General features: G+C 73.0%; 14 protein-coding genes and 1 tRNA gene. 10 read left to right on the plus strand and 5 right to left on the minus strand.

The window, feature by feature from the left end; all coding sequences use genetic code 11:
- Positions 1-21 precede the first annotated feature (21 nt).
- Positions 22-312 (minus strand): hypothetical protein, encoded by a 291-nt coding sequence (locus tag AC0KTA_RS05655; RefSeq protein WP_481053994.1) that lies wholly within the window; start codon positions 310-312, stop codon positions 22-24.
- Between the two features lie 238 nt (positions 313-550).
- A complete protein-coding gene (locus AC0KTA_RS05660) occupies positions 551-1414 on the minus strand; it encodes a metallophosphoesterase family protein (RefSeq protein WP_481053995.1) in 864 nt (287 codons plus the stop codon).
- Between the two features lie 253 nt (positions 1415-1667).
- On the opposite strand from AC0KTA_RS05660, the gene AC0KTA_RS05665 reads away from it, so the two are divergent.
- From AC0KTA_RS05665 to AC0KTA_RS05700, 8 genes are all read left to right on the plus strand, one after another.
- On the plus strand, positions 1668-4910 hold the full coding sequence (locus AC0KTA_RS05665) for an NACHT domain-containing protein (RefSeq protein ID WP_481053996.1): 3243 nt from the start codon (positions 1668-1670) through the stop codon (positions 4908-4910).
- 345 nt (positions 4911-5255) lie between these two features.
- Positions 5256-7340 (plus strand): ATP-binding protein, encoded by a 2085-nt coding sequence (locus AC0KTA_RS05670; protein WP_481053997.1) that lies wholly within the window; start codon positions 5256-5258, stop codon positions 7338-7340.
- Between the two features lie 6 nt (positions 7341-7346).
- On the plus strand, positions 7347-8969 hold the full coding sequence (locus tag AC0KTA_RS05675) for an ABC transporter substrate-binding protein (RefSeq protein WP_481053998.1): 1623 nt from the start codon (positions 7347-7349) through the stop codon (positions 8967-8969).
- A gap of 349 nt (positions 8970-9318) precedes the next feature.
- The gene (locus AC0KTA_RS05680) at positions 9319-10359 is read left to right on the plus strand and encodes a radical SAM protein (RefSeq protein WP_481053999.1); all 1041 of its coding nucleotides are present in this window, start codon (positions 9319-9321) and stop codon (positions 10357-10359) included.
- A 217-nt stretch (positions 10360-10576) separates the two neighbouring features.
- Complete coding sequence (locus AC0KTA_RS05685; protein WP_481054000.1) at positions 10577-12721, plus strand: DegT/DnrJ/EryC1/StrS family aminotransferase; 2145 nt, start codon at positions 10577-10579, stop codon at positions 12719-12721.
- Positions 12718-13965, plus strand: a complete 1248-nt coding sequence (locus tag AC0KTA_RS05690; RefSeq protein ID WP_481054001.1) for a hypothetical protein — start codon at positions 12718-12720, stop codon at positions 13963-13965. Before AC0KTA_RS05685 ends, AC0KTA_RS05690 begins: the two co-directional genes overlap by 4 nt.
- Positions 13962-15110 (plus strand): acyl-CoA synthetase family protein, encoded by a 1149-nt coding sequence (locus AC0KTA_RS05695; protein WP_481054002.1) that lies wholly within the window; start codon positions 13962-13964, stop codon positions 15108-15110. Before AC0KTA_RS05690 ends, AC0KTA_RS05695 begins: the two co-directional genes overlap by 4 nt.
- A gap of 33 nt (positions 15111-15143) precedes the next feature.
- Complete coding sequence (locus AC0KTA_RS05700) at positions 15144-16001, plus strand: phytanoyl-CoA dioxygenase family protein (protein WP_481054003.1); 858 nt, start codon at positions 15144-15146, stop codon at positions 15999-16001.
- On the opposite strand, the gene AC0KTA_RS05705 is transcribed toward AC0KTA_RS05700, so the two are convergent.
- Both AC0KTA_RS05705 and AC0KTA_RS05710 read right to left on the minus strand, forming a co-directional pair.
- Positions 15941-17038 carry a Gfo/Idh/MocA family protein gene (locus AC0KTA_RS05705; RefSeq protein ID WP_481054004.1) on the minus strand — a complete coding sequence of 366 codons (1098 nt, stop codon included), beginning with the start codon at positions 17036-17038 and terminating at the stop codon, positions 15941-15943. The genes AC0KTA_RS05700 and AC0KTA_RS05705 overlap by 61 nt on opposite strands.
- A gap of 52 nt (positions 17039-17090) precedes the next feature.
- Positions 17091-18113, minus strand: a complete 1023-nt coding sequence (locus AC0KTA_RS05710) for a zinc-dependent alcohol dehydrogenase (protein WP_481054005.1) — start codon at positions 18111-18113, stop codon at positions 17091-17093.
- A 401-nt stretch (positions 18114-18514) separates the two neighbouring features.
- Between AC0KTA_RS05710 and AC0KTA_RS05715 the strand changes: the two genes are divergently transcribed.
- Positions 18515-20071 (plus strand): glycoside hydrolase family 3 protein, encoded by a 1557-nt coding sequence (locus AC0KTA_RS05715; protein ID WP_481054006.1) that lies wholly within the window; start codon positions 18515-18517, stop codon positions 20069-20071.
- 108 nt (positions 20072-20179) lie between these two features.
- On the opposite strand, the gene AC0KTA_RS05720 is transcribed toward AC0KTA_RS05715, so the two are convergent.
- Positions 20180-20264 (minus strand) — tRNA-Leu (locus tag AC0KTA_RS05720).
- Positions 20265-20414: 150 nt separating this feature from the next.
- Here AC0KTA_RS05720 and AC0KTA_RS05725 point away from each other — a divergent pair.
- Complete coding sequence (locus AC0KTA_RS05725) at positions 20415-21749, plus strand: DUF2254 domain-containing protein (protein ID WP_481054007.1); 1335 nt, start codon at positions 20415-20417, stop codon at positions 21747-21749.
- The last annotated feature ends 99 nt before the right edge of the window (positions 21750-21848 follow it).

A 21848-nucleotide genomic window follows, 5' to 3' on the forward strand; every position in this document is an offset into this window, starting at 1 on the left:
GGGCGAGCACGGGGAAGGCGGTCACCGACACAGCCAGGCCCATGAACACGATGAACGCGGTCCGCTGCGGCGTCTCGTGGTCGCGCAGCAGCCAGAGGGCGAGAGCCCCACGCCGAGCACGAACGGCACCAGGGTGGAGCCGAGGGCCGCGCCCGCGCTGACCCGGGTGCGGCCGCGCAGCACCCGGTGTTCGAGTTCGAGGCCGACGACGGGCGGCTGGCCGACCCGCGCCGCGAGGGCGCCGAGCCCGCGGGCGAGCGCCAGGATGAGGGCCACGTCCAGGAACAGCAGCTGCACTTGGTGGCTGGTCATGACCACACCGGCCCCTCGCCGCCCCCGTGAACCTCCGTGTCCCCGTGGGCCTTCATGTTCCCGTGGACCTTCGTGTTCCCGTGAACTTCCGTAGTGGCCTGCATCAAGCCGCTCCCCCTGTCGCATCCCTCTGATCCGTGCACTCTGTTCGCAGTACGCACAGATTCGGCCAGGAACGCTGACAGGCCACTGACTACCCGCCCCGACTCGCCTTACGGCCGAGGGGCGTTGGAGAGCCCTACGGACGCTGGGGCGCGGGCAGGATCTGCCGCAGCCGCGGCGAGGGGTGCCGCTCGCGCCGCCACTCGCGGGGATAGCCGACGGACACCTCGACGTGCGGGACGCCGTCGTGCCAGATGGTGCGCGGAATGTGCAGATGGCCGTAGACGACGGCGGCCGCGCGGTACCGCACGGGCCAGTCGGCGGTGGCCTCCGTGCCGCACCACAGGGCGAATTCGGGATACGTCAGGATGCGCGTGGGTTCGCGCACGACCGGCCAGTGGTTGACGAGGACCGTGGGCAGCTGGGGGTCGAGGGCGTCGAGCCTGTCCTTGGTGAAGGCCACGCGGGCGCGGCACCAGTCCTCGCGGGTCTCGTACGGCTCGGGATACAGCAGCATCTCGTCCGTGCAGACCACGCCGGTCTCGTACGCGTAGTCGAGGGCCGCCTTCTTGGAGTGCTTCCCGGGGGGCCGGAACGTGTAGTCGTACAGCAGGAACAGCGGCGCGACGACCGCGGGCCCGCCCTCGCCGTGCCACACCGGGAACGGATCTTCGGGCGTGTGCACGCCGAGGCCGCGGCACAGCTCGACGAGATGGCGGTAACGGGCCTCGCCGCGCAGCTGGTTCGGGTCGTCGCGGGGCGTCCAGAGCTCGTGGTTGCCGGGCGACCAGATCACCGTGTCGAACCGCTCGGTGAGGAGGCGCAGCGCCCACTCGATGTCGCTCATCAACTCGCCGATGTCACCGGCGACTATCAGCCAGTCGCCCTCGTGTTCCGGCCAGAGCCCGTCGACGAATTTCCGGTTCTCGTCATACGCGATGTGCAGGTCACTGATGCCGAACAGCCTCGGTGACCGTCGGGATGCGGCAGATGTCGTCACTACGCGAGGCTAACCGAAGGGCAGGGGCTCCGGCATGCGCGGCCCGGTGACCGGGACACTGTCGGGGCGCCGTCGAGGAGCGGTCGGGGCGAGTGGCCGAAGCGGGCAGGTGGCGGAAGCGGCGTACGGGCGGGTGGCCGAGGCGGGTGGCCGAGTCGGCACGGGCGGGGTGGCCGAAGCGGCGTCGGTGCGCCGTCCGCCGTCACCGTCTAAGGTGCCCCAGGGGCGGTCTCGTTCGCGGATGGGGGCTCGGGTGGACGCCGGCACGGTGGGGCTGCGGATCGCGTCGTCAGTGATGGTGCCGCTGGTGAAACGGCTGCTGCTGCCGCCCAAGAGCCTGCCGGGCGCGGAGTTCGGCGAGCGGCCGGTGCGCATCGGGCGGCTCCTGTCGTTCACCGGCGACCGGCGCACGCTCAGCGAGGCCGATCTCTACCAGCTCGCACGGGAGTTGGTGCGTCGCGCGATGCGCGCCGCGGGCCCGCACGACCCGCCCATCGCACCCGACGAGCAGAACGCCGTCGGCTACGCCCTCGGCCACACCCTGCGCGCCCTCGGCGACCTCGACATGGACGACGTGCAGGCCTTCGACCTCGGCCCGGAGAAACTCGCCGCCGCCCTGGTCCGCGCCAGCGCCCCGGAGACCCGCGCGCTGCTCAGCGACGACGCCGCCCGGCTGCACGACCGGCTGCTCGTCACCGCGTGTCTGCACCTGGTCCACCAGTTCAGCAAGCGCCCCGGCTTCGAGGCCCGCGCCCAGGTGGAGGTGCGCCGCAGCCTGAGCGAGCAGAAGGAGCAACTGCGCCTGATCCTGGAGCGGCTGCCCGCCACCCTCTCCGAGGACACCGACTTCGAGCAGAATTACGCGGACTACGTGGTCCGCGCGCACAGCACCCTCAGCATCCACGGCGTCGACCTGCACGACACGCGGAGCCAGGCCTGGCCGCTGGAGACCGCCTATCTGAGCCTGGAGGCGGCGCCCGCCCGCGACCCGGCCGAACCGGTGCCCGGCGCGGCCAACGGCGACGCCGATGCCGACGCCGACGGCCGGAGCGCCGACCCGGACCCGGAGTCCGAGCGCACGACGGGCCCGGTCGAGGCAGCGCTCGCCGCCCACGACCGCGTGCTCCTTCGCGGGGTCGCCGGCACCGGCAAGACCACGCTGGTGCAGTGGCTCGCCCTCACCACCGCCCAGCAGGATCGGGTGCCCGGCCATCTGCCGCAGCTCCTCGGCCGGGTGCCGTTCGTGCTGCCGCTGCGCGCGCTGGCTCGCGAGGACACCGAACTGCCCCTGCCGGAGGGCTTTCTGCAGTGGATCGACTGCCCGCTGTCGGGCAGCGAGCCCAAGGGGTGGGCGGTGCGGGTCCTGCAGGCCGGGCGCGGCATGCTCCTGATCGACGGCGTCGACGAGATCCCGGAGGCCGAGCGGCCGCGCGCCCGCGCCTGGCTCGGCAAGCTCCGCACCACCTTCCCCGGCAACCTGTGGCTGGTCACCACCCGGCCCTCCGCGCTGCCCCGGGACTGGCTCGGCCGCGAGGGCTTCCGCGAGTTCACGCTCACGCCGATGCGGCCGGGCGACGTACGCCGGTTCGTGCAGCGCTGGCACGAGGCGGCGGGCGCGGGCGGCGACCTCGCCCAGACCCTGCTGCGGTCGCTGCGGTCCTCGACGGAGCTGAGCCGCCTGGCGTCCAACCCGCTGCTGTGCGCGCTGATCTGCGCGCTGCACCGCGAGCGCGCGGGCTTCCTGCCGATCGGTCGGGTCTCGCTGTACGAGGCCGCGCTCTCCATGCTCCTGGAGCGCCGCGACCGCGAGCGCTACCTCTACGGCGAGGGCACCCCGAAGCTGGACCAGAAGTCGGCGACGGAGCCCCTGAAGCGGCTCGCGTACTGGCTGATCCGCAACGAACGCACCCGCCTGAAGCGGCAGGACGCCGTCGACCTGGTGGACCGGCTGCGCCCGTCCGTGCCGCAGCTCGCCGCCGTCGGCACCGCCGAGGACGTCCTGCGGCTGCTCCTGGACCGCTCCGGCCTGCTGCGCGAACCGGCCGAGGGCGCCGTGGACTTCATCCACCGCACCTTCCAGGACTTCCTGGGCGCGAAGGCGGCCCTGGAGGAGCACGACATCGGGGCCCTGGTCACGCACGCCCACCTCGACCAGTGGGAGGACGTCCTGCAGATGGCCGTGGCCCAGGCGCGGCCCGACGAGCGCGCCGAGCTCCTCACCCGGCTCACCGGCCGCGCCGACCGCGAGGAGGACGACACCGTGCGGGCCCGCCTCAGGCTGCTCGCCCTCGCCTCCCTCGACCAGGCGACACGCCTCGACCCCGAGGTTCGCCGGACCGTCGAGGAGCGCGCCGCGCAGCTCCTGCCACCGCGCAGCATGCGCGAGGCCAGGGCGCTGGCGGAGACCGGGGCGCTGCTGCTCGGCCTGCTGCCCGGGGCCGACAGCCTGGAGGGCGACGCCGAGGTGACCACGGTGCACGCGATCTGCCGCATCGGCGGGGACGCGGCGCTGGCCCGGCTGCGCGAGTTCGTGACCACGCGGCAGCCGGGGGTACGCGGCCAGCTCCTGGCCCACTGGGACCGGTTCGACACCGACGAGTACGCCGAGGAGATCATCAAGCCGCTGCTCGCGGCCGGCGCGGGCGAGGCCGTCATCGTCCGCTCGGCGGCCGAGCTGAAGGCGCTCAGCGCGATGTCCGGGTACGAACGCGTGGTGCTGCAGGGCGACTTCGCCGAGCTGGACATCGTCGGCGCGCTCGACGCGGACGGCCTGCGCGAGCTGCGGCTGCGCGGCAACATGCGGCTGACGTCGCTCGGCTTCCTGGCGGACTTCCCCGCCCTGGAGGCCCTCGCGCTGCACGGCTGCCGCGCCATCAGCGACACCGCCCCGCTGACCCGGCTGCCCCTGCTGCGCCGACTCAGCCTCGCGGACCTGCCCCAACTGGAGCCCCTGGCACGCCTTTCGGCCTGCCCGCGCCTGGACTCGCTGATCCTGGGCGCCGAGGTGCCCTGGCGCGGACTGCGCGATCTGCCGCGGCCGGGGGCGCTGCGGGTGCTGGCGCTGCCGCCGGACGCCGTCGAGCTGGCCGACATCACCGCCCTGACGGAGCTGCGCGAGCTGCGCCTGCACAACGCGAGCGACCGGCTCCGCCCGGACGACTGGGACGCGCTGCTCGCCGGGCTGCCCGCGCTGCGCAGCCTGCGCCTCTCCCACGAGCAGCTCAGCATGATGCTGTTCCCGCCGGGCGCCCGCATCCCGCAGCTCACCTGCCTGGACGTGCGCTCACGGCCCGGCGCCGCGGTGTCGCTGCGGCGGATCGCGCGCCGCCTGCCGGGCCTTGAGGAGATCCACCTCACCCTGTTCGACACCGTCGACCTGGTGCATCTGGCGGGGCTTCCCCACCTGCGCCGGGTGCGGCTCGACTATCCGGGCGAGGTGCACCACGCCGACGATCTGCCCGCGCGGGCGGAACTCACGGTGCGCCCGCGCCACTGAGCCTTGCTCGGCAGCACCCGAGGCCCCGGCCGACGCGCCACCGCGAGCCCCCGGTGCGCCGTCCCGGACCCCTGGTGCGCCGCCTCACGCCCCCGGCAGGCCCGCGCGCGGCATGGCGTGCGCGACGGCGCACGACTAGCGTCCGCCCCTCGCGTACCGGCTCCGTCGCCGCGTCCCGGCGCATACCGCGGCGGGTCACGGTTCCGCCGTAATATGCCCGATCAGCTCCCCTGAAAGCGCTGGCCAGGGGATAGTGGGAGGTGTAACTTCTTTCACCCTCAACGCAGTTGACGATGGCATGGAGAAGCAAGCGGCCAGCGAAGGACGGGAGCGGTATCCGGCGAGATGCACACATCCGAAGCCCCTCGGCTGTACGCACGCGACCCGCTCCTGCACTCCCTCGTCCCCCGCCTCACCGGCCTCGCCTACGCCGAACGCGCCCGCGTTCCCTGGGAGTACGACAAGGACCTGCCCCTGGTGCTCCTGACCGGCCGCCACGGCATGGGCCGCTCCGCCGTCCTCGACGCCCTGGAGCGGCACTACTCGGGGCGGCTGCCGCTCGCCCTCGTCGACACCGCCGCGTCCACGCTGGTCGTCGAGCTCCTGGAGGAGCTGGTGCGGTTCCTCGCGCCCGGTCTCGGCCGCCGCTTCCCGCTGCTCCTGCCGGGCCTGATCTCCGTGTTCGGCGGGCACGGCGGCACCGCGGACGAGCGGGCGCGCGCCACCGCCCGCATCGCCCGCCTCCTGATCGCCTGTCACCTGGAGTCCGGCACCGAGGCGGACGTGGCACAGCGGTGGGCGGGACGGGTACGGACACGCATCGACGGAGCGGCCGGAACGGCCGGAGCGGCCGGGCCCGCCCGGCCCGGCGAGCACGCCGTCACGTACGCCGTGCTCGCGGAGTACTTCGAGCGCTACACGCGCTCACGCAGTGCGGCCACGCTGCGCCAGTGGTACCAGGAGCGGTACGCCGAGTCCGAGGGCGGCGCGGCGGGCGCGGCGGCGGACGGGCACGACGGCCTGGCGCGCCTCGCCGACTGGTTCCACCGCGGCGGCGACTACCGGCACGCCGCCGAACAGACCCTCGTCCACGCCTTCCTGGAGGACATCGCCGCCGCCCGCAGCAAGTGGCAGCGCCTCAACCGCGACCCGCGCCCGCTGGCCCTGCTCGACAACACGCACTCCCCCGCGGGCGCGCGCCTGGTCGACCTGATCCTGGAGTACCGCGCGCGGCCCGGCGGCGCCCCGCACGATCCGCTGGTCGTGGTCGCGACCCGGCTCGGCGACGCGCCGCCCGACGCCACCGAGGCGGTGCACCGCGAACTGCCGGACCTGGTGACCTCCACGCGGTGGCGGCGCGCGGGGCACACCCCGTCGGCGGGCCTGGTCGTCGTCCCGCTCACACCGCTCAGCCGCGACGACGTCCTGCTGATGCTGGACGCCGCGTCGGCCCCGCCGCACCCGTACCTGGCCTCCGCGCTGCACTCCCTGACCGGCGGGCATCCGCTGGCGAGCAGCGTCCTGTGCGAGGCCGTCCTGGAGCACACCCGCGCCACCGCGTCCCGCGGGGCGCACCCCGGCCCGCCGGCCGGTCCGCTCGGGCCGCGCAACCTCCTGGAGCTGACCACCCCGGACGGCCGGCCGGTGACCTTGGCGATCCTGGAGCGGCTGCTGCCGTCCCCGCACCAGCGGGCGCGACTGGTGCCGCTGTCGCTGGCCCGCGACAGCACGGCCGCGCAGGAGCTCGCCACCCATCTGCGCCTGGAAGGCCCCGAGCAGCTGCCCGCGAACGCGGCCGCCGACTATCTGGAGGCCGAGCAGTGGCAGCACGACACCCCGGAGGACCGGCCGCTGGCCGCCGACCCGCTGCTCAACACGCTCCTGGTGCACGAGGCGCGCCGCACCTCGCAGGGCACCGACTCGCGCCGCGGCTGGCAGGAGATCCACGACTTCCTGCGCCGCCACCACACCACGCGCGGCGAGGACAGCGAGGCCGACGCGCTCCGGCACACGCTGGCGGCCGGTGACGCCAAGACGGTGGTGGCCGCGCTGTCCGAGGAGTTCCAGTCGGAGCAGGACCGGCAGAGCGCGCTGCGCTGGCTGAACTGTCTGCGGTACGCGGCCACGGCACCGGCCCCGCCGGCGGCGGACTGGGACGACGAGCGGGCCGCGATGGCCGCGGGCGCGTACGACGACCGTTATCACGACATAGACGAGATCGACCGCTGCATCAACCGGCTGCTGCACGGCCTGTGGTACCTGTCCGACGTGACCGCCGAGCCGGAGGCCGACCTCTGCGACGACATAGGGGCGGAGCTGGCCTTCCTCTCGCTGCGGCACCAGTCGTGGCGCGCCGTGCTGAGCCAGGCCGCCCGCACCTGGCCGGCCGCTGCCCGTGACAAGCGCCCCCTCCCGCTGCCCGAACTGTGAGGAAGCATGTTCCTGAGCCGTCGCAACGGGTTCGGCCCGCTCGACAAGGCCGTCGCCGTCCTGGTGCCGCTGGTCCTGATCGCCGTGGGCGTGGTCGTGTATCTCGCGACCCGTCCCGAGGACTGCGCGGGCGGGCTGGAGAAACATGACGGCCAGTGCGTGGGCGTCACGGACGGGGCGTTCGACGCGAACGACGACATCAAGGGGCTGATCCGGGACGTCGCGGAGGAGAACGACCGCGTCGCGAAGGCCTGGGGATCGCCGAAGAAGGGCCAGACCCCGATACCGTACGGCCGGATCGCGCTGATGATGCCGTTCACCTCGGACGAGTCCAGCGCCATGACCGCGGAGATGATCCGCCGCTCCCTGGCCGGGGCGCACGCCGCCCAGTTGCGCGCCAACAGCGGCGGCGGGCCGCACTATCAGCTCCTGATGGCACCCGACGGCAAGCACCTCGACCAGTGGCGGCCGGTGGTCGACGACCTCGAAGACCTCGTCGACGACCGGCAGTCGCCGCTCGTGGGCGTCATGGGCCTGCCGAGCAGCACGCCCGAGACCCGCGACGCCGTGCGGGCGCTGAGCCAGCGCCGGATCGCCACCGTCGGCCCGGTCATCACCTCCGCCGACATGAACGCCCCGTATTTCTTCAAGACCTCACCGAACAACGACCTGTTCGCCGACGCGCTCGGTCAGTACCTGAAGAAGAATCCGGGTGAGGGAAAGGGTTTCCTCGTCTTCGACAGCCGGCCCGACGACGTGTACTCGCGCAATCTGCACCAGCTGCTCGAGCAGAAATTCGGCAAGAAGTACGGGCTGCGCCAGCGTTCGGCGTCGTTCCTGGGGTCGACGGGTCCGGCCGCCGGTATCCCGCAGCGATTCCAGTCCGCCGCGCAGAAGATCTGCGTGACCGATTCGGACACGGTGTTCTTCGCGGGCCGGGACCAGGATCTTCCGGCACTGGTGAAACGCCTGTCCCAGGAGCCTTCCTGCGACCGCAGCAACCCCGTGCGCATCCTGAAAGTGGGCATCGGTCTCGAACCGACGCTGACCACGCCCGAACTCACGCGGATGCTGCGCGAGACGAAGACCACGGTGGTGGCCGCCGCGTCCGTGACGCCGGAATGGTGGCGTGAGAAGCCCGGGAACCCCGAGGACTCCGGGAACAAGGGCGCGCCCGCCGGGTTCAAGGACTTCCGTACCTTCTTCGAGAAGCTCGACGACCGGCACGACTTCGGCGCGAAGGCACTCGACGACGGCTACGCGATCATGTACCACGACGCGTTCACGCTCCTGGCCAACGCCTTCGACCGCTCGTACTCGGAAGCCAACGAGGGCACCGGGGAGGCCGACGGCAGCACCAGGACGCCGGACCCGGCGCGCACCCCGAACAAGGACGACGTCTACAACACGCTGATCGACGCGAGCATCGTCGACACCGGTGACGCCACCCGCTGCATCGGCTGTCTGCGGGGCGCGGCGGGGACGTACGGGTTCGAGAAGTCCGCCGACACCGAGCAGTGGCCGGTGTGCAAACCGATACCGGTCATCGAGCACCCGGCCGCCGCGAACCGCGAGCCGCAGGAGACGTACCGATCGTTCGAGAAGTCGTTCAAGCATCCGTGCCCCTGAGGCAAGCCGACTGGCACATGCCGAGAACACGTGCCCGGCACATTTGGCCGGAACACATGGCGCGATAGATGTTTACTCAACTTCCAGGTTGTCTAGACCCGTTGACACCTCAGGAAGCGCTCTCCTACTGTCGCGAACGTCGCTCGGACAGCGCAAAACGCCGCCAAAAGCGCGTGGAGGGTTCGTGAACAGCACTGAAGGTGCCCGCGATATCCATATGGCCGCGCCCCGGAACCGTGACGGTCTCCCGGACGTGAGTCTCGATCAAGCACACTCGCCGCAGAAAGTTCTGGCGCACGGTGATCTCCTGCGGCGATTCGTTGCCGGCGAGGAGATCAAACCGGTCCACATGCGGATCGGCATCATGGGCGCCTGCAATATGCGTTGCAATTTCTGCAACTTCCACTCGCCGAACGAGGAGCAGTTCTACGACCTGTTCTCGTTCAAGGACTCCCTCACCACCGACAAGGCGATCACCCTGCTCAAGGAGTTCGCCGAGAACGACGGCCGTGCCGTGACCTTCTGCGGCAGCGGTGAGTGCACCATCCACCCGGGGTACGCCGACATCTGTCACGCCGGGCACGACGACGGCCTGCGCATCGGCCTCATCACCAACGGATCCCGGCTCGGCCGCCCCAAGATCGCCGACTGTGTGACCGCGACGCACACCTGGGTGCGGGTCGGCATGAACGCGGGCACCGAGGCCACGTTCAACGACATCACGCGCGACCGTGAGCAGACGTTCTCCAAGTTCATCTCGACCATCGGCACCCTGCGCGAGAACGCCGTCGCACCGGACTTCCGCATCGGCTTCAACTACGTGATCACGATGCAGAACTACCGCGAGATCGTCGAGGCGGCCCGCATCGCCCACGAGTCCGGGGCGCACTATGTCCGCTTCGAGCCGGAGTTCTACAGCGCGATGGGGCACGAGACCATCGAGACCGTCATGGCGGAGATCTCCGCCTCGCTCGTCGAGGCCACGGCGATGTCCACGGACGACTTCGAGGTGTCGGTGCCCAAACTGGACCGCGGCCCCATGGACCAGGTGGAGGAGGTCGAGGGCGACTTCGAGCGCTGCCACTACAGCCGGTTCGTGACGGCGGTCGGCGCCGACGGGCACCTCTACCCGTGCCCGCAGGTCCACCTCAACAGCCGCTACCGCATCGGTGACGTGGTCGACCTCGGCTACCCCACGGTCCTCGAGGGCGGCCCGCGCGCCGAGTGGGAGGCCTCCAACCCGCGCCGCACCGACCTGTGCAAGTCCTGCTTCTACCGCCCCCAGAACGAGCTCCTGGAGCTCCTCCAACGTGGCCAGATCAAGCTGGACGAGGCGCTGGACGCGTACGCGGTGGAGGTTCCCAGCACCCTGCACGCCGACTTCGTCTGAGCGCCGATTTCCCACCCACCCGCCCTTACTACCCGCCGGAACAGCCCGCGCGGCGACGTTTCAGCCCGTCCGGCGTTTGAGGACGAGCCGCGAAGCGGCGACAGCGGGGGTCCAGGGGGCGGCAGCCCCCTGGTTACGGGAAGGGGCGGGCCTGGGGCGCCCCCGCGAGGGCCCACCCGCACCCACCCGCCACCCACACAGGAGCGATCGCACCCGCATGCAGACCACCCACGTGCGCCGCCTGCTCGGAGCCGAACCCACACTGCGCCTCACCCCGTCCCTCTCCGACGCCCCCGCGCACACCACCTGGTCCCGCAAGGTCCGTGCGGTGGTGGAACGCCTCGCCCGCGTGGAGCGCGCGCCACTCGCGGTCACCGCCGTCGACACCTCGGACGAGAACGGCCTGCGCCGCGAACACCTCACCCTCAACTCCCCGGTACGCGGCGCCTTCCAGGCCACCCTCCTCGCCCCGCAGGCCACCACCGCCCCGAGCCCCGCCGTCCTCGTCTTCGGCGGCAAGAACGCCCGCCTGGCCCAGCTCACCGGCGAAACCCCACCCGACTTCCCCGACCGCAACGTCGCCGAGCACCTGGCACGCGCGGGCTTCGTCACGCTGACGTTCGAGCACGGCATCGGCGGCCTGGACGAGGAGCGCCGCGCGGGCCGCGAGGAGGGCGCCCTGCTCGCGCACGCGTTCACGCTCACCGGCCGCTCCCTGCTCGGCGCCCTCGTCGGCGACACCCTGGGCGCCCTGGACGTCCTCGCCACCCACCCCCTCGTCGACCCCGCCCGCGTCGGCCTGTTCGGGCACAGCCTCGGCGCGGCCGTCGCCCTGCACACGGCGCTGCTCGCGCCGCGCCCCATGCCGGTGTGCGCGGCCAGCCACCTCGGCAGCTACCCGGCGCTGTACGAACGGCTGTTGACGGGGTACGAGGGCGCCGTCCTGCCGGGCGTCCTGGAGTACGCCGACCTCGGCGACCTGTACGCCGCGCTCGCCCCGGCCCCGCTGCACCTCCAGTACGGCACCGCCGACTCCTACCTGGAGCCGGCCGACGCCCGCGCCGCGGCCGCCACCGTCCACCGCGGCTATGCGGCCGCGGACGCCAAGGACCGGCTTGACGTGCACGAACTGCCCATGGGCCACGGCACCCACGTACGGCACACGATCGACTTCTTCACCCGCGCCCTGGCCGGTCCGGGCGCCGCCCCCGGTGACGTCCCCGCCCAGCGCGTCCACTTCGGCGTGGCCGAACGCCGCGCCGTGCTCGACCGGGTCGACGCCGCGCTCGCCTCCGGCCACCTCACCCAGGGCCCCGAACTGGCCCGCTTCGAGGAGCTTTCGCGCACCTGGACGGGGAGCGAGGGTGTGGCCGTCGCGTCCGGCGCGGCCGCCCTGGAGATCGCCCTGCGCATCGTCGGCGTGGCGGGCCGCACCGTGCTGGTGCCGGTCAACACGTTCTTCGCGACGGCGGCGGCCGCGGTGCGCGCGGGCGCGCGCGTCCGGTTCGTCGACATCGAGCTGGACGGGCTCGGCCTGGACCCCGACGCGCTGCGCGGCGCCCTGGACCGCCATCCGGACACGGCGGCCGTGCTGCCCGTGCACATCGGCGGCATCGTCCCGCCCGCGCTCGACGACGTCCTCGCGCTGTGCGAGCGGCGCGGCGTCGCGGTCGTGGAGGACGCCGCGCACGCGCTCGGCGCGACGCTCGGCGGCCGGTTCGCGGGCGCCTTCGGGCGGTTCGGCGCGTTCTCCTTCTTCCCGACGAAGGTCGCCGTGAGCGGCGAGGGCGGCCTGGTGACGTGCGCGAACGCCGAGGACGCGGAGCAGGTGCGGCGCTGGCGCGACCACGGCAAGAGCGCGCAGGGCTCCACGCTGCACGACCGGCCCGGCGGCAACTGGCGGATGAGCGAACTGCACGCCGCCGTCGGCACGGTCGACCTGGAGCGGTTCGACGACACGCTGTCCGCACGTCGTGAACTCGCCTACCACTACGACGAGTTGCTGACCGACGTCCCCGGCATGCGCGCCCACACGGTGCCCGCCGCGGCGCACAGCAACTACTACAAGTACCTCGCCTATCTGGACGCCCCGGTCGACCGCGCGCTCCTGAAGAAGCGCCTGCGCGAACGGCACGGCGTCTCGCTGGCGGGCGAGGTGTACGACCATCTGCTGTGCGACCAGCCGTACTTCACGGGCACAGGCACGGACGCGGGCACGGCCCCGGACGCGGCGGGGGCCGACGGCCCCTTCGAGCAGGCCCGTTGGTTCGCGCGGCACCACATCGCCCTGCCGCTGTATCCGACGCTCACCCGGGCCGAGCAGGTCCGGGTGGTCGAGGCGCTGCGCGGCGAGCTGTCGTGACGTCGTACGAAGAGGACCGGACGCCGGTCGTCTCCGCGTTCCGCAGGGGCGACTGGCAGCCCTCCCTCGACACGGCGCCGCTGCCCGGCGCGGCGGGCACCCGCCTCGCCCTCGTCCCGCACATCGTCGCCCACTCCGACCGCCGCTGGTGGGACTCCGTGCGCGACGACCTGCCCCCGCTCGCCGAGCGGCGCGAACTCGTCCTGGTGGCCCTGGAGTTGTTCCGGCACGGCATCGTCACCGTCGGCGGACTCGGCCCGCAGAGCGCGGACGCGTTCCGGGCCGCCCTGTGGGAGAGCGCCGGGCTGCCCGCGCCGCTCGTCGAGCGCTGGGGCGCGATGCTGTACGAGGGGGCCGCGCGCCGCGAAGTCGGCGCCCCCGACGACGCGTTGGCCCTCGTGTCGCTGCCCGGCAACACCTTCACCTGCCTGGACTCCGTCCTGGAGCAGGCCGAGCGGTCCGCGGGCGTCTGGGTGCGCCCGAGCCGCCGCGAGCCGCTGTCCGCCGCCCGCCTGGTCGCCGCGCTGCTCGCCGCGGGCTGGCCACCGACCCGCCTCGGCCTGTATCCCACCGAACAGCACGCCCTGCACGGCCTGCTGACCCTCACCGACCGGCACGTCGTGTACGGCGGCGCGGGCCTCGCCGCGTCGGTGCGGGCCTCGGCGGCCCTCACCCTGCACGGCCCCGGCCGCGGCTGCGCCCTCGTACCGCCGCCCGGCCCGGCCACCGCCCCCGCGGCTGCCACAGACGACACCGCGGCCTGGCTGCTGCCCCTGGTCGCCGCCGACTCCGGCCGGTTCTGCAGCAACGTACGCACCGTCGTCTGCGTGGACCACGACCCCGAGCCCCTGGCGAAGGCCCTCGCGGCGGCGCTCGACGCCCTGCATCCGGGCCCCGCCCCCGACCCGGCCGACCCCCGCCGGCCTCTGACCGCCTTCCGCGAGCCCGCCGAGGCCGACCGCGCCGCCGCCTCCGTACGCGACCGGCTGCGCCCCGGCGACCGCCTCCTCACCCGCGAGCCGACGGTCGTCGAAAGCGCTGCCGGAGACATCTTCGTACGCCCCCAACTTGCCCTGCTGCACGGCCACTTCACCGCCGCCGAGCCCCACCACCCGCTCATCGGCCACGAAGTCCCCTTCCCCTTCGCCGCCGTCCTCGGCGCCACCGCCGACGCCGCGCGCGCCCTCGCCGACGAAGCCCTGTTCGTGTACCGACCGCCGGCGACATCAGGAGGAGCTCCATGACCACCGCGGCCCGCGAAGAACACGCCCAGCAGGTCACCTTCGACACCCTTCACGACGTGCTGCGCGAGCGCGTCCCCGAGCTCGCCGTGGATCTGGACGTGTGGACGCGCCGCATGATGCGCTGGCACTTCGAGCCCGAGACGGGCTCACCGTTCTGGGTCGGGCGCAGGGACGGGCTCGGCTTCGATCCGCTCACGGACGTCGACGGCTTCGCGGACCTGGAGCTGTTCGGGCTCTTCGACAAGGCCGAGCTGCGCGCCGCGAGCGCCCGTGACCTGCGCCCGCGCGGCTACCGCGACCGCCCGTTCCGGGTGTTCGAGACGGGCGGCACCACCGGCGCGCCCTGCCGGATCGTGAACGTCACGCGCCTCGCGTACGACGTGGAGATCTACCGCACCGTCCTCGAGGCGCGCGGTGTCGCGGGCGGCGACGTCCTCGCGATGACGCCGAGCGGCCCGCACGCGTACGGCCACTTCGTGGAGGGTCTCGCGGACAGCTGGCGCGGCGCGGTGTTCGCCATCGACTTCGACCCGCGCTGGGTGAAGGCCTCGCTGCGCGCGGGCGGCGAGGCCGACGCATACACCTCGCACCTGGTGGAGCAGACCCTGACCCTGCTGGCCGCCGAGTGCCCGGCGCTGCTCTTCACCACCTCCCGGCTGCTTCTCGAACTCGCCATGCGGCTGCCGCGCCCGCTGCACACGTACGGCATCCGCGCGGTGTGCACCGGCGGCACCACGTGCTCCGCCGCCGAGGCGGCCTTCCTGCGCCAGGAGCACCTCGACGGGGTGCAGTGGATCGACACGTACGGCAACACGCTGGCCGGCCACGCCCTGCAGGCCGACGCGGTGCCGGGCGCGCCCGTGCCGCCCGGCGGCACCGGGCACTCGTACCACCTGCCGCCGCCCTTCGCGGTCCTCCAGGTCGTCGACGCCGACGACCCGTGGCGCGAGGTGCCCGTGGGCGAGCGCGGCCGGGTGCGGGTCACCACGCTCCTGGAGGACCTGTTCCTGCCCAACCTCCTCGAACGGGACAGCGCGATCAGGACCGGCCCGCACCCCTGGTTCCCCTGGGACGGCGTGGCGGCGGTCCGGACCTTCCACGACGGCCTGGCCGGGCCCGGGGCGGCCGTCGAAGGCGTCTACTGACCATCCGCTGACGTAAGGACGTAAGGACTCCTCGTGAAGCTCTCGTCGAACGGCGTACCCATACCCTTTTCCCCTGAGCTCTTCGGCCCGCTGCGCGCCACCGCCACGGACCCGCTGCCGGACCCGGCCGCCCTGCGGGAGCGGCTGCGCACGGACGGCTATCTGTATCTGCCGGGGTTCCTCGACCGCGAGGACGTGCTGCGGCTGCGCGGCCGCTACTTCTCGCGGCTGCCGCCCGGCTATCTCGCGCCCGGCACGAGCGCGCGCGAGGGCGTGTTCTCCGGCCGGGTGCCGGACGGGCTTCCCGAGCACGGCGTCGCCGGGCACCCCGCCCACGACTTCGTCCGCTCGGAGACCTTCGACCGGTTCCTCGACGACCCGCGGCTCCGCAAACTGGCCACCGACGTGCTCGACGGCGACGCCCGGATGCTGCCGCGCCGCATCCTGCGCCACTTCCACCGCGGCGTGCGGCGGGCCTCGCGCGCCCATGTCGACTTCGACTACATGGACGAGGGCTCGCCCGACGTCGTCACGACCTGGATACCGGTCGGCGACTGCCCGCCCCAGTCGGGCGCCCTGGTCTACCTGGAGGGCTCGCACCGGCTGCCGCCCGAGGCGTACGAGCCGCTGCGGGACACCACGGACCGCCCGGACGACCGCCGCCAGATCTGCCACGACCTGGAGCTCACCGCGCGCAGCCTGCGCCGCCGCTGGCTGTGGACCGACTTCGCGGCGGGCGACGTCATGGTCCATGTGCCGCGCATCATCCATGCCTCGCTGGACGCCACGACGGACGCCATGCGGCTGTCCATCGACACGCGCTTCATCCGTCAGTCGGACACGCCGGATCCGCGGTGGCTGCGGGCCTGGTCGGCGGACGACGGGGCCTGAGGACGTGTACGGGGCGGGGGCGCGGCGTCTGTACGGGGCGTCGTGTCTGTACGGGGCGGGGGCGCCGCGTCAGCCGGCAGCGACGGCAGCCTGACGGGAGCTCCGCCCGCCGCGTCCGAGTGTTCCGCCGCCGCAAGGACCTCGTCGACCAGGTGCGCCTGCGGCACCGGGCAGACCGGGGGTCTCCCTGTCGCGACCGCGGCGACGAAGTCGGCGATGAGCGGCTGGTGCGGGTTCGGGGCGGGCGGCAGGCTCAACTCCCGTTTCCCCGCGAGGCCTTGGCGGCGCAGCAGGCCCGAGTCCAGCGGGTCGAGCGTGAGCGTCCGCCCGCCCCCGCTCACCGCGAAGCGGTCCACGGCGGGCGCCCCGCTCCACTCCGCATGCACCCGCGCCCGGGGCCCCGAGGCCCACCGCAGCTCCACCTCGGCCAGCCGCTCGGCGCCCTCCGGGAAACGTCGGCCCAGGCGCGCCGATACCTCGTCGGGACGCCCGAACAGCAGGTGGAGCAGGTCGAGCCGGTGGCTTCCGGCATCGGCGAGCACACCGCCGCCGGACAGGGCGGGGTCCGTTCGCCACCGCATCGGATGCCCCGGCCCCGGGTCGAAGGCACACCGGAACCGCACGTCCACGCGCTCCGGCGTCCAGTCCAGGAGTTCCTCGCGCAGGCGGCGCACGGCGGGGGCGAGCCTGCGGTAGTACGCGACCCCCGCGCACGGGCCGCCGACGCCCAACTGCGCGCCTGTGCACAGCCCTCCGGCGAGCGGCTTCTCCACGAGCACGGGCAGCCCAGCGGCCAACACCTCTTTGGCCAGGGGGACATGGCGTACGACGGGTGTGGCGACGTACACCGCGTCCACGTCCCGCAGCAGCCTCTCCTCGTCGCTGCCGGCGAGCGGCACGCCGTGGCGGGCCGCGACGTCGGCGGCCCGGCGCGGGTCGCGGCCCCAGAGGCGGACCGGCTCCTCGCCCAGCGCGCGCAGCGCGGGCAGCACCCGCCGCTCCACGACGTCGCCGTACCCGGCGATCCCCCACCTCACCCGGCCCGCCCGCCGCCCACGACACGCCCGCTTTTCGCAGCGTGCCCGCAGCTCACGGCACGATCGCCACCTTCAGGGTCTCGGGCGGGGGCCCGTCGTAGGGAGCACGTTCACCGTCTGGATAGAGCGTTCTACTCGCTGACAACTGTTCCATGGCCTTGGGGAGTTCGTCGAGGGCGTACGTGTGGGTGTGCAGGTCGGGCAGGCGCAGCGTCTCGGCGCCCTGGCGCAGGAGGCGTTCGGCGACGGCGAGGGCCTCGGCGCGCGCGGTGTCGACGGGTTCGGCGGAGCTGTGCACCCGCAGTCCCTTGCGCTCCCAGGTCACGAGGTCGACGGTGACGTGCGTGTCCACGTGGTGCGTGCCGAGCATGACGACCAGGCCGTTCTGGCGGACGAGGCCGACGCAGGCGTTGAGGGTGGTGGGGGTGCCGACGGCGTCGACGGCGACGTCGTACTCCTCTCCAGTCTCAGCGAACTCCTTCCCGATCGCCGCCAGTTCGGCCGCGCCGCCGTCGGTCCTGCGGGTCGCGTCGGCGCCCGCGCGCCGGGACCGTTCGAGCCGCCAGTCGTCCAGGTCGGCGACGGTGACGTGGGCCGCGCCGCGCCGCACCGCCATGCGCAGCGCCATCTGCCCGACCGGCCCCTGCCCGACGATCACGACCCGGTCGCCGAGCCGGACGCCGCGCGTGGCGTGCACCGCGAGCGGCAGGAGCTGAAGGATGGAGCCCTGCTCGAAGGGGACGGCGTCGGGCAGCGCGCCGACGGCTATCTCCCGCGCGAGGGCGTACTCGGCGTACCCGGTCGTCAGCGGGGTGCGCACGAAGACGCGCTGCCCGGCCGCGACCCGGGTGACGCCGGGGCCGGTGGCCTCGACGACTCCGGCGATCTCATGGCCGTAACAGCCGGTCGCGCAGTGCTCCCTGAGGCCGTAGTAGTGGAAGTACGCGAGGTCGCTGCGGTTGCAGACGCTGCACGACCGCACCCGCACCAGGACCTGGCCGGGCCCCGGTTCGGGCACCGGGGCGTCGGTGACCAGCCTGATGTCGCGCCTGCCGACGAGTTCGTACCGCCGCACGGTGTACCTCCTTCGCCCGGGGCCCTGGTCGGGCCGCGCCGCTCCCCGGAATTCCATCGTGCGGCCGGGCGTCCTACAAGGTGGCCTCCAGTAGGGGGCTTGGACTGCCGTGCCCAGCACTTGGACTGCCGTACGCGCGAGGCCCGTCCGCTCCTGGGCGCGCACAGCAAGCCACTCCCGCCCCACCTGCCGCAACGCCCGCACCTCACCCCTCCCATCTGTCGGCTCACCCTCCGTTTCCTGCCGGTTCGCACGCCTTGACAGGCCCAATTGGTCTAAGCCAACATCCGATTGGCCTGTACCAAGCCGCCCGGCGTCCCGACCACCGCCGTCCGCGCGGCTCTCGTCCAGCGGCCGGAGCCGCCGTCCGGTCCCCCATCCGTCCCTCCGGAGGTCCCGGCATGGTCTTGAGCAGTCACCCGAAACTGGAGCGGCTCGCCAACTCCGTACTGCAGCCGGGATTCGTGGGCACCACCGAGGCGCCCGACTGGCTGCGGCGCAGGATCGCCGACGGGCTCGGCGCCGTGGTGCTGTTCGGCCGGAACATCGTCGACCGGGAGCAGGTCGCCGCCCTCACCGCCGCACTGCGCGCCGAGAACCCCGATCTGATCGTCGCGATCGACGAGGAGGCGGGCGACGTCACGCGCATGGAGGCGTGGACGGGCGCATCCCGCCCGGGCAACCTCGCGCTCGGCGCCGTCGACGACGTCGACCTCACCGAGAGCGTCGCCCACGACATCGGACGGGAACTGCACGCGGCGGGCGTCTCGTTGAACTACGCACCGAGCGCCGACGTGAACTCCAACCCGCTCAACCCCGTCATCGGCGTGCGCTCCTTCGGCTCCCGCTCCGACGTCGTCTCCCGCCACACCGCCGCCTGGATCCGCGGCCTCCAGTCGGCCGGCGTCGCCGCCTGCGCCAAGCACTTCCCCGGCCACGGCGACACCTCCGTGGACCCGCACTTCGGGCTGCCGATGGTCACCGGCAGCGCCGCGGAGATCGCGCGTACGGCCCTGCCGCCGTTCATCGCCGCGACGGAGGCGGGCGTCCGCGCCATCATGACGGCCCACCTGCTCGTGCCCGCGTACGACCCGGCGCTGCCCGCGACGCTCAGCCCCCGCATCCTCGACGATCTGCTCCGCGGCGAGCTCGGCTTCGAGGGCATGGTGGTCACCGACGGCATCGAGATGGGCGCGGTCACCGACCGGTACGGCATCGACGGGGCGACGGTCCGGGCCGTGGCGGGCGGGGTGGACGCGGTGTGCGTGGGCGGCGACAGCGCCGAGCAGTCCACCGTGGAACTGCTCGCCGGAGCGCTCGTCAAGGCGGTGCTCGACGGGCGGCTGCCCGAGGAGCGGCTCGCCGAGGCGAGCGGTCGGGTACGGGATTTCGCAGCGTGGTCGGGCAGCCGCTCGCGGGCGGCGGCGCGGGCCCACTCCCGCGGCGGCACGGGCGACAGGGGCGAGCGATCGGACATCGGCCTGGTGGCGGCGCGGCGCGCGGTGCGGGTGCACCGGCGCCCGGACGCGCCGGACTCACTACTCCCCCTCACCGTGGCGCCGCATGTGGTCGAGCTCTCGCCGGTGATGAACCCCGCCGTCGACGGCGGCACCCCCTGGGGCGTCGCCGACCCTCTGCGCGATCTGCGCCACGACACCACGTCCGTACGCCTCACCCAGCCCGAACTCGACGGCCACGACGGCACCGACGAGGTCCTCGACCGCACGGCCCTGGCCCCGGCGACCGGCCGCGCCCTGGTGGTCGTCGTACGCGACGCGGCCCGCCACCGCTGGATGTCCGACACCCTGACCCGCCTGCTGCGCACCCGCCCCGACGCGCTGGTCGTCGAAATGGGCGTCCCGACGGGCGCCACGCTCGGCGCCGTACACCTGATCACCCATGGCGCAACCCGGGTATCGGGCATCGCGGTCGCCGAAATGCTCACCGGAAGCATCTGAGGCACCCGGCCACCCACCACCGACTCGGCCCACGCCCCGAATACGACCACCAAACACAAACGGCGCCGACCGAATCCCGGCCAGCACCGTCCATGGGCGTACTGTCTGTGTCCGAGGGGGGACTTGAACCCCCACGCCCGATAAAGGGCACTAGCACCTCAAGCTAGCGCGTCTGCCATTCCGCCACCCGGACTAGGTGTCTGCCGCCCTGCGGGGCGTTCCCCGCGGCGACGAAGACAACAATACCAAGGTTTGGGAGTGCCTTTCACCTGCGTATCCGCGGCGTCCACCGGGCGGCCGCGCGCTGCGCGGGTTCGCGCCCGGCCGCGCCTAAGGTTTCACCATGAGTGACGGTCTGCTTACGGGTGCGCTGGGTGACGGACGGGCCCGGCGGCCCCGGATGCTGTCCCCGCTGCGCGAGCATCTGCGGGACACGATGTGGTTCGCGCCCACGGTGGGGCTCGTCGGCTCGCTGGTGCTGTGGTGGGCCGCCGCCGCGCTGGACAGAGAGCTGGTGCGGCTCCTTCAGGACGACGAGGAATACGACGCCATCAAGGACCTCAACAAGATCGCTGAGGACACAAAGGTGGTGATCAGCACCATCGGCTCGGCGATGATGACGTTCATCGGTGTCGTCTTCAGCATCTCGCTGGTGGCCGTACAGATGGCCAGCGGCCAGTTCAGCCCGCGGGTGGTCCGGCTCTACGTCCGCTCCCGGATCACGAAGATCACTCTGACGGTCTTCCTCGCCACGTTCCTGTTCTCCCTGATGACGCTGACGTCCTTCGAGAGCGAGAAGGACCCGCGCCTGGTGACGACCGTGCCGCTGGTCGAGGGCGTGCTCGCCTTCCTGATGGTGCTGCTGAGCCTGCTCCTCTTCGTGGCGTACGTGAACGGCACGCTGCGGATGATGCGCATCGGCTTCGTGATCGACCGCATCGCGCGGGAGTCGTTCCGGGTGGCCGTGAAGCACCCCATCGAGGAGGCGCCGGACGACGGCCGCCTCGGGCCCGAGACCGCGCGGATCACCCATGAGGGCCGTGCCGGAGTGCTGCGGGACGTGAACATCGCGCGGGTGGTGCGGGCCGCGCGCCGGCAGGGGGTCGTCCTGCGGCTGCTGCCGCGGATCGGGGACTTCGTGGTGCCGGGGACTCCCGTGTTCGCGGTGCACGGCGGGCCCGCGCCCGGCCGCCACGCACTGCGGTACACGGTGTCCGTCGGAGTGGAGCGCACGTTCCACCAGGACCTCGGCTTCGGGCTGCGGCAGCTGTCCGACATCGCGCTGCGGGCGCTGTCCCCGGCCGTGAACGATCCGACGACCGCTGTGCAGGCCCTGGACCGCATCGTGCAGTTCCTGGCGTCGGTCGCCCCCTATCCGCTGGGCGCGCTGCGCCATCGCGACCGGCGCGGGACGGTACGCCTCGTGCAGCCGGTGCCCGGCTGGCCGGACCTGGTCGACCTCGGCCTCACCGAGATCCGCGCCTGCGCGGCGGGCCACCCTCAGGTCACCCGGCGCATGCTCGCGGGCATCGACGACCTGCTCCTGCTCGCCCCCGAGGATCGCCGGGCACCGCTCGTCCGGCACCGGGCGCTCCTGGAGCAGGCGGTGGAGCGGACGGTGCCGGAGGTGGCGGACCGCGATTTCGCCCTGCTGCCGGACCGGCAGGGCATCGGCTGAGGAACGCCGCACACCGGGCCGACCGTGCGGTGGCGTGCCGTGCGGTGCGCGATGGGTGCAGTGGAGTGCGCGACGGGGTGCCATGGCGTATAGCGACCG

The organism is Streptomyces sp. Y309 (assembly GCF_056712025.1).

What these genes read in the sequence shown, in the direction of transcription:
- AC0KTA_RS05695 (WP_481054002.1), top strand. Translation starts at nt 13,962, where the DNA reads ATGACCACCGCGGCCCGCGAAGAACACGCCCAGCAGGTCACCTTCGAC.
- AC0KTA_RS05675 (WP_481053998.1), top strand. Translation starts at nt 7,347, where the DNA reads ATGTTCCTGAGCCGTCGCAACGGGTTCGGCCCGCTCGACAAGGCCGTC.
- AC0KTA_RS05670 (WP_481053997.1), top strand. Translation starts at nt 5,256, where the DNA reads ATGCACACATCCGAAGCCCCTCGGCTGTACGCACGCGACCCGCTCCTG.
- AC0KTA_RS05680 (WP_481053999.1), top strand. Translation starts at nt 9,319, where the DNA reads ATGCGGATCGGCATCATGGGCGCCTGCAATATGCGTTGCAATTTCTGC.
- AC0KTA_RS05685 (WP_481054000.1), top strand. Translation starts at nt 10,577, where the DNA reads ATGCAGACCACCCACGTGCGCCGCCTGCTCGGAGCCGAACCCACACTG.
- AC0KTA_RS05655 (WP_481053994.1), bottom strand. Translation starts at nt 312, where the DNA reads ATGACCAGCCACCAAGTGCAGCTGCTGTTCCTGGACGTGGCCCTCATC.
- AC0KTA_RS05725 (WP_481054007.1), top strand. Translation starts at nt 20,415, where the DNA reads ATGAGTGACGGTCTGCTTACGGGTGCGCTGGGTGACGGACGGGCCCGG.
- AC0KTA_RS05715 (WP_481054006.1), top strand. Translation starts at nt 18,515, where the DNA reads ATGGTCTTGAGCAGTCACCCGAAACTGGAGCGGCTCGCCAACTCCGTA.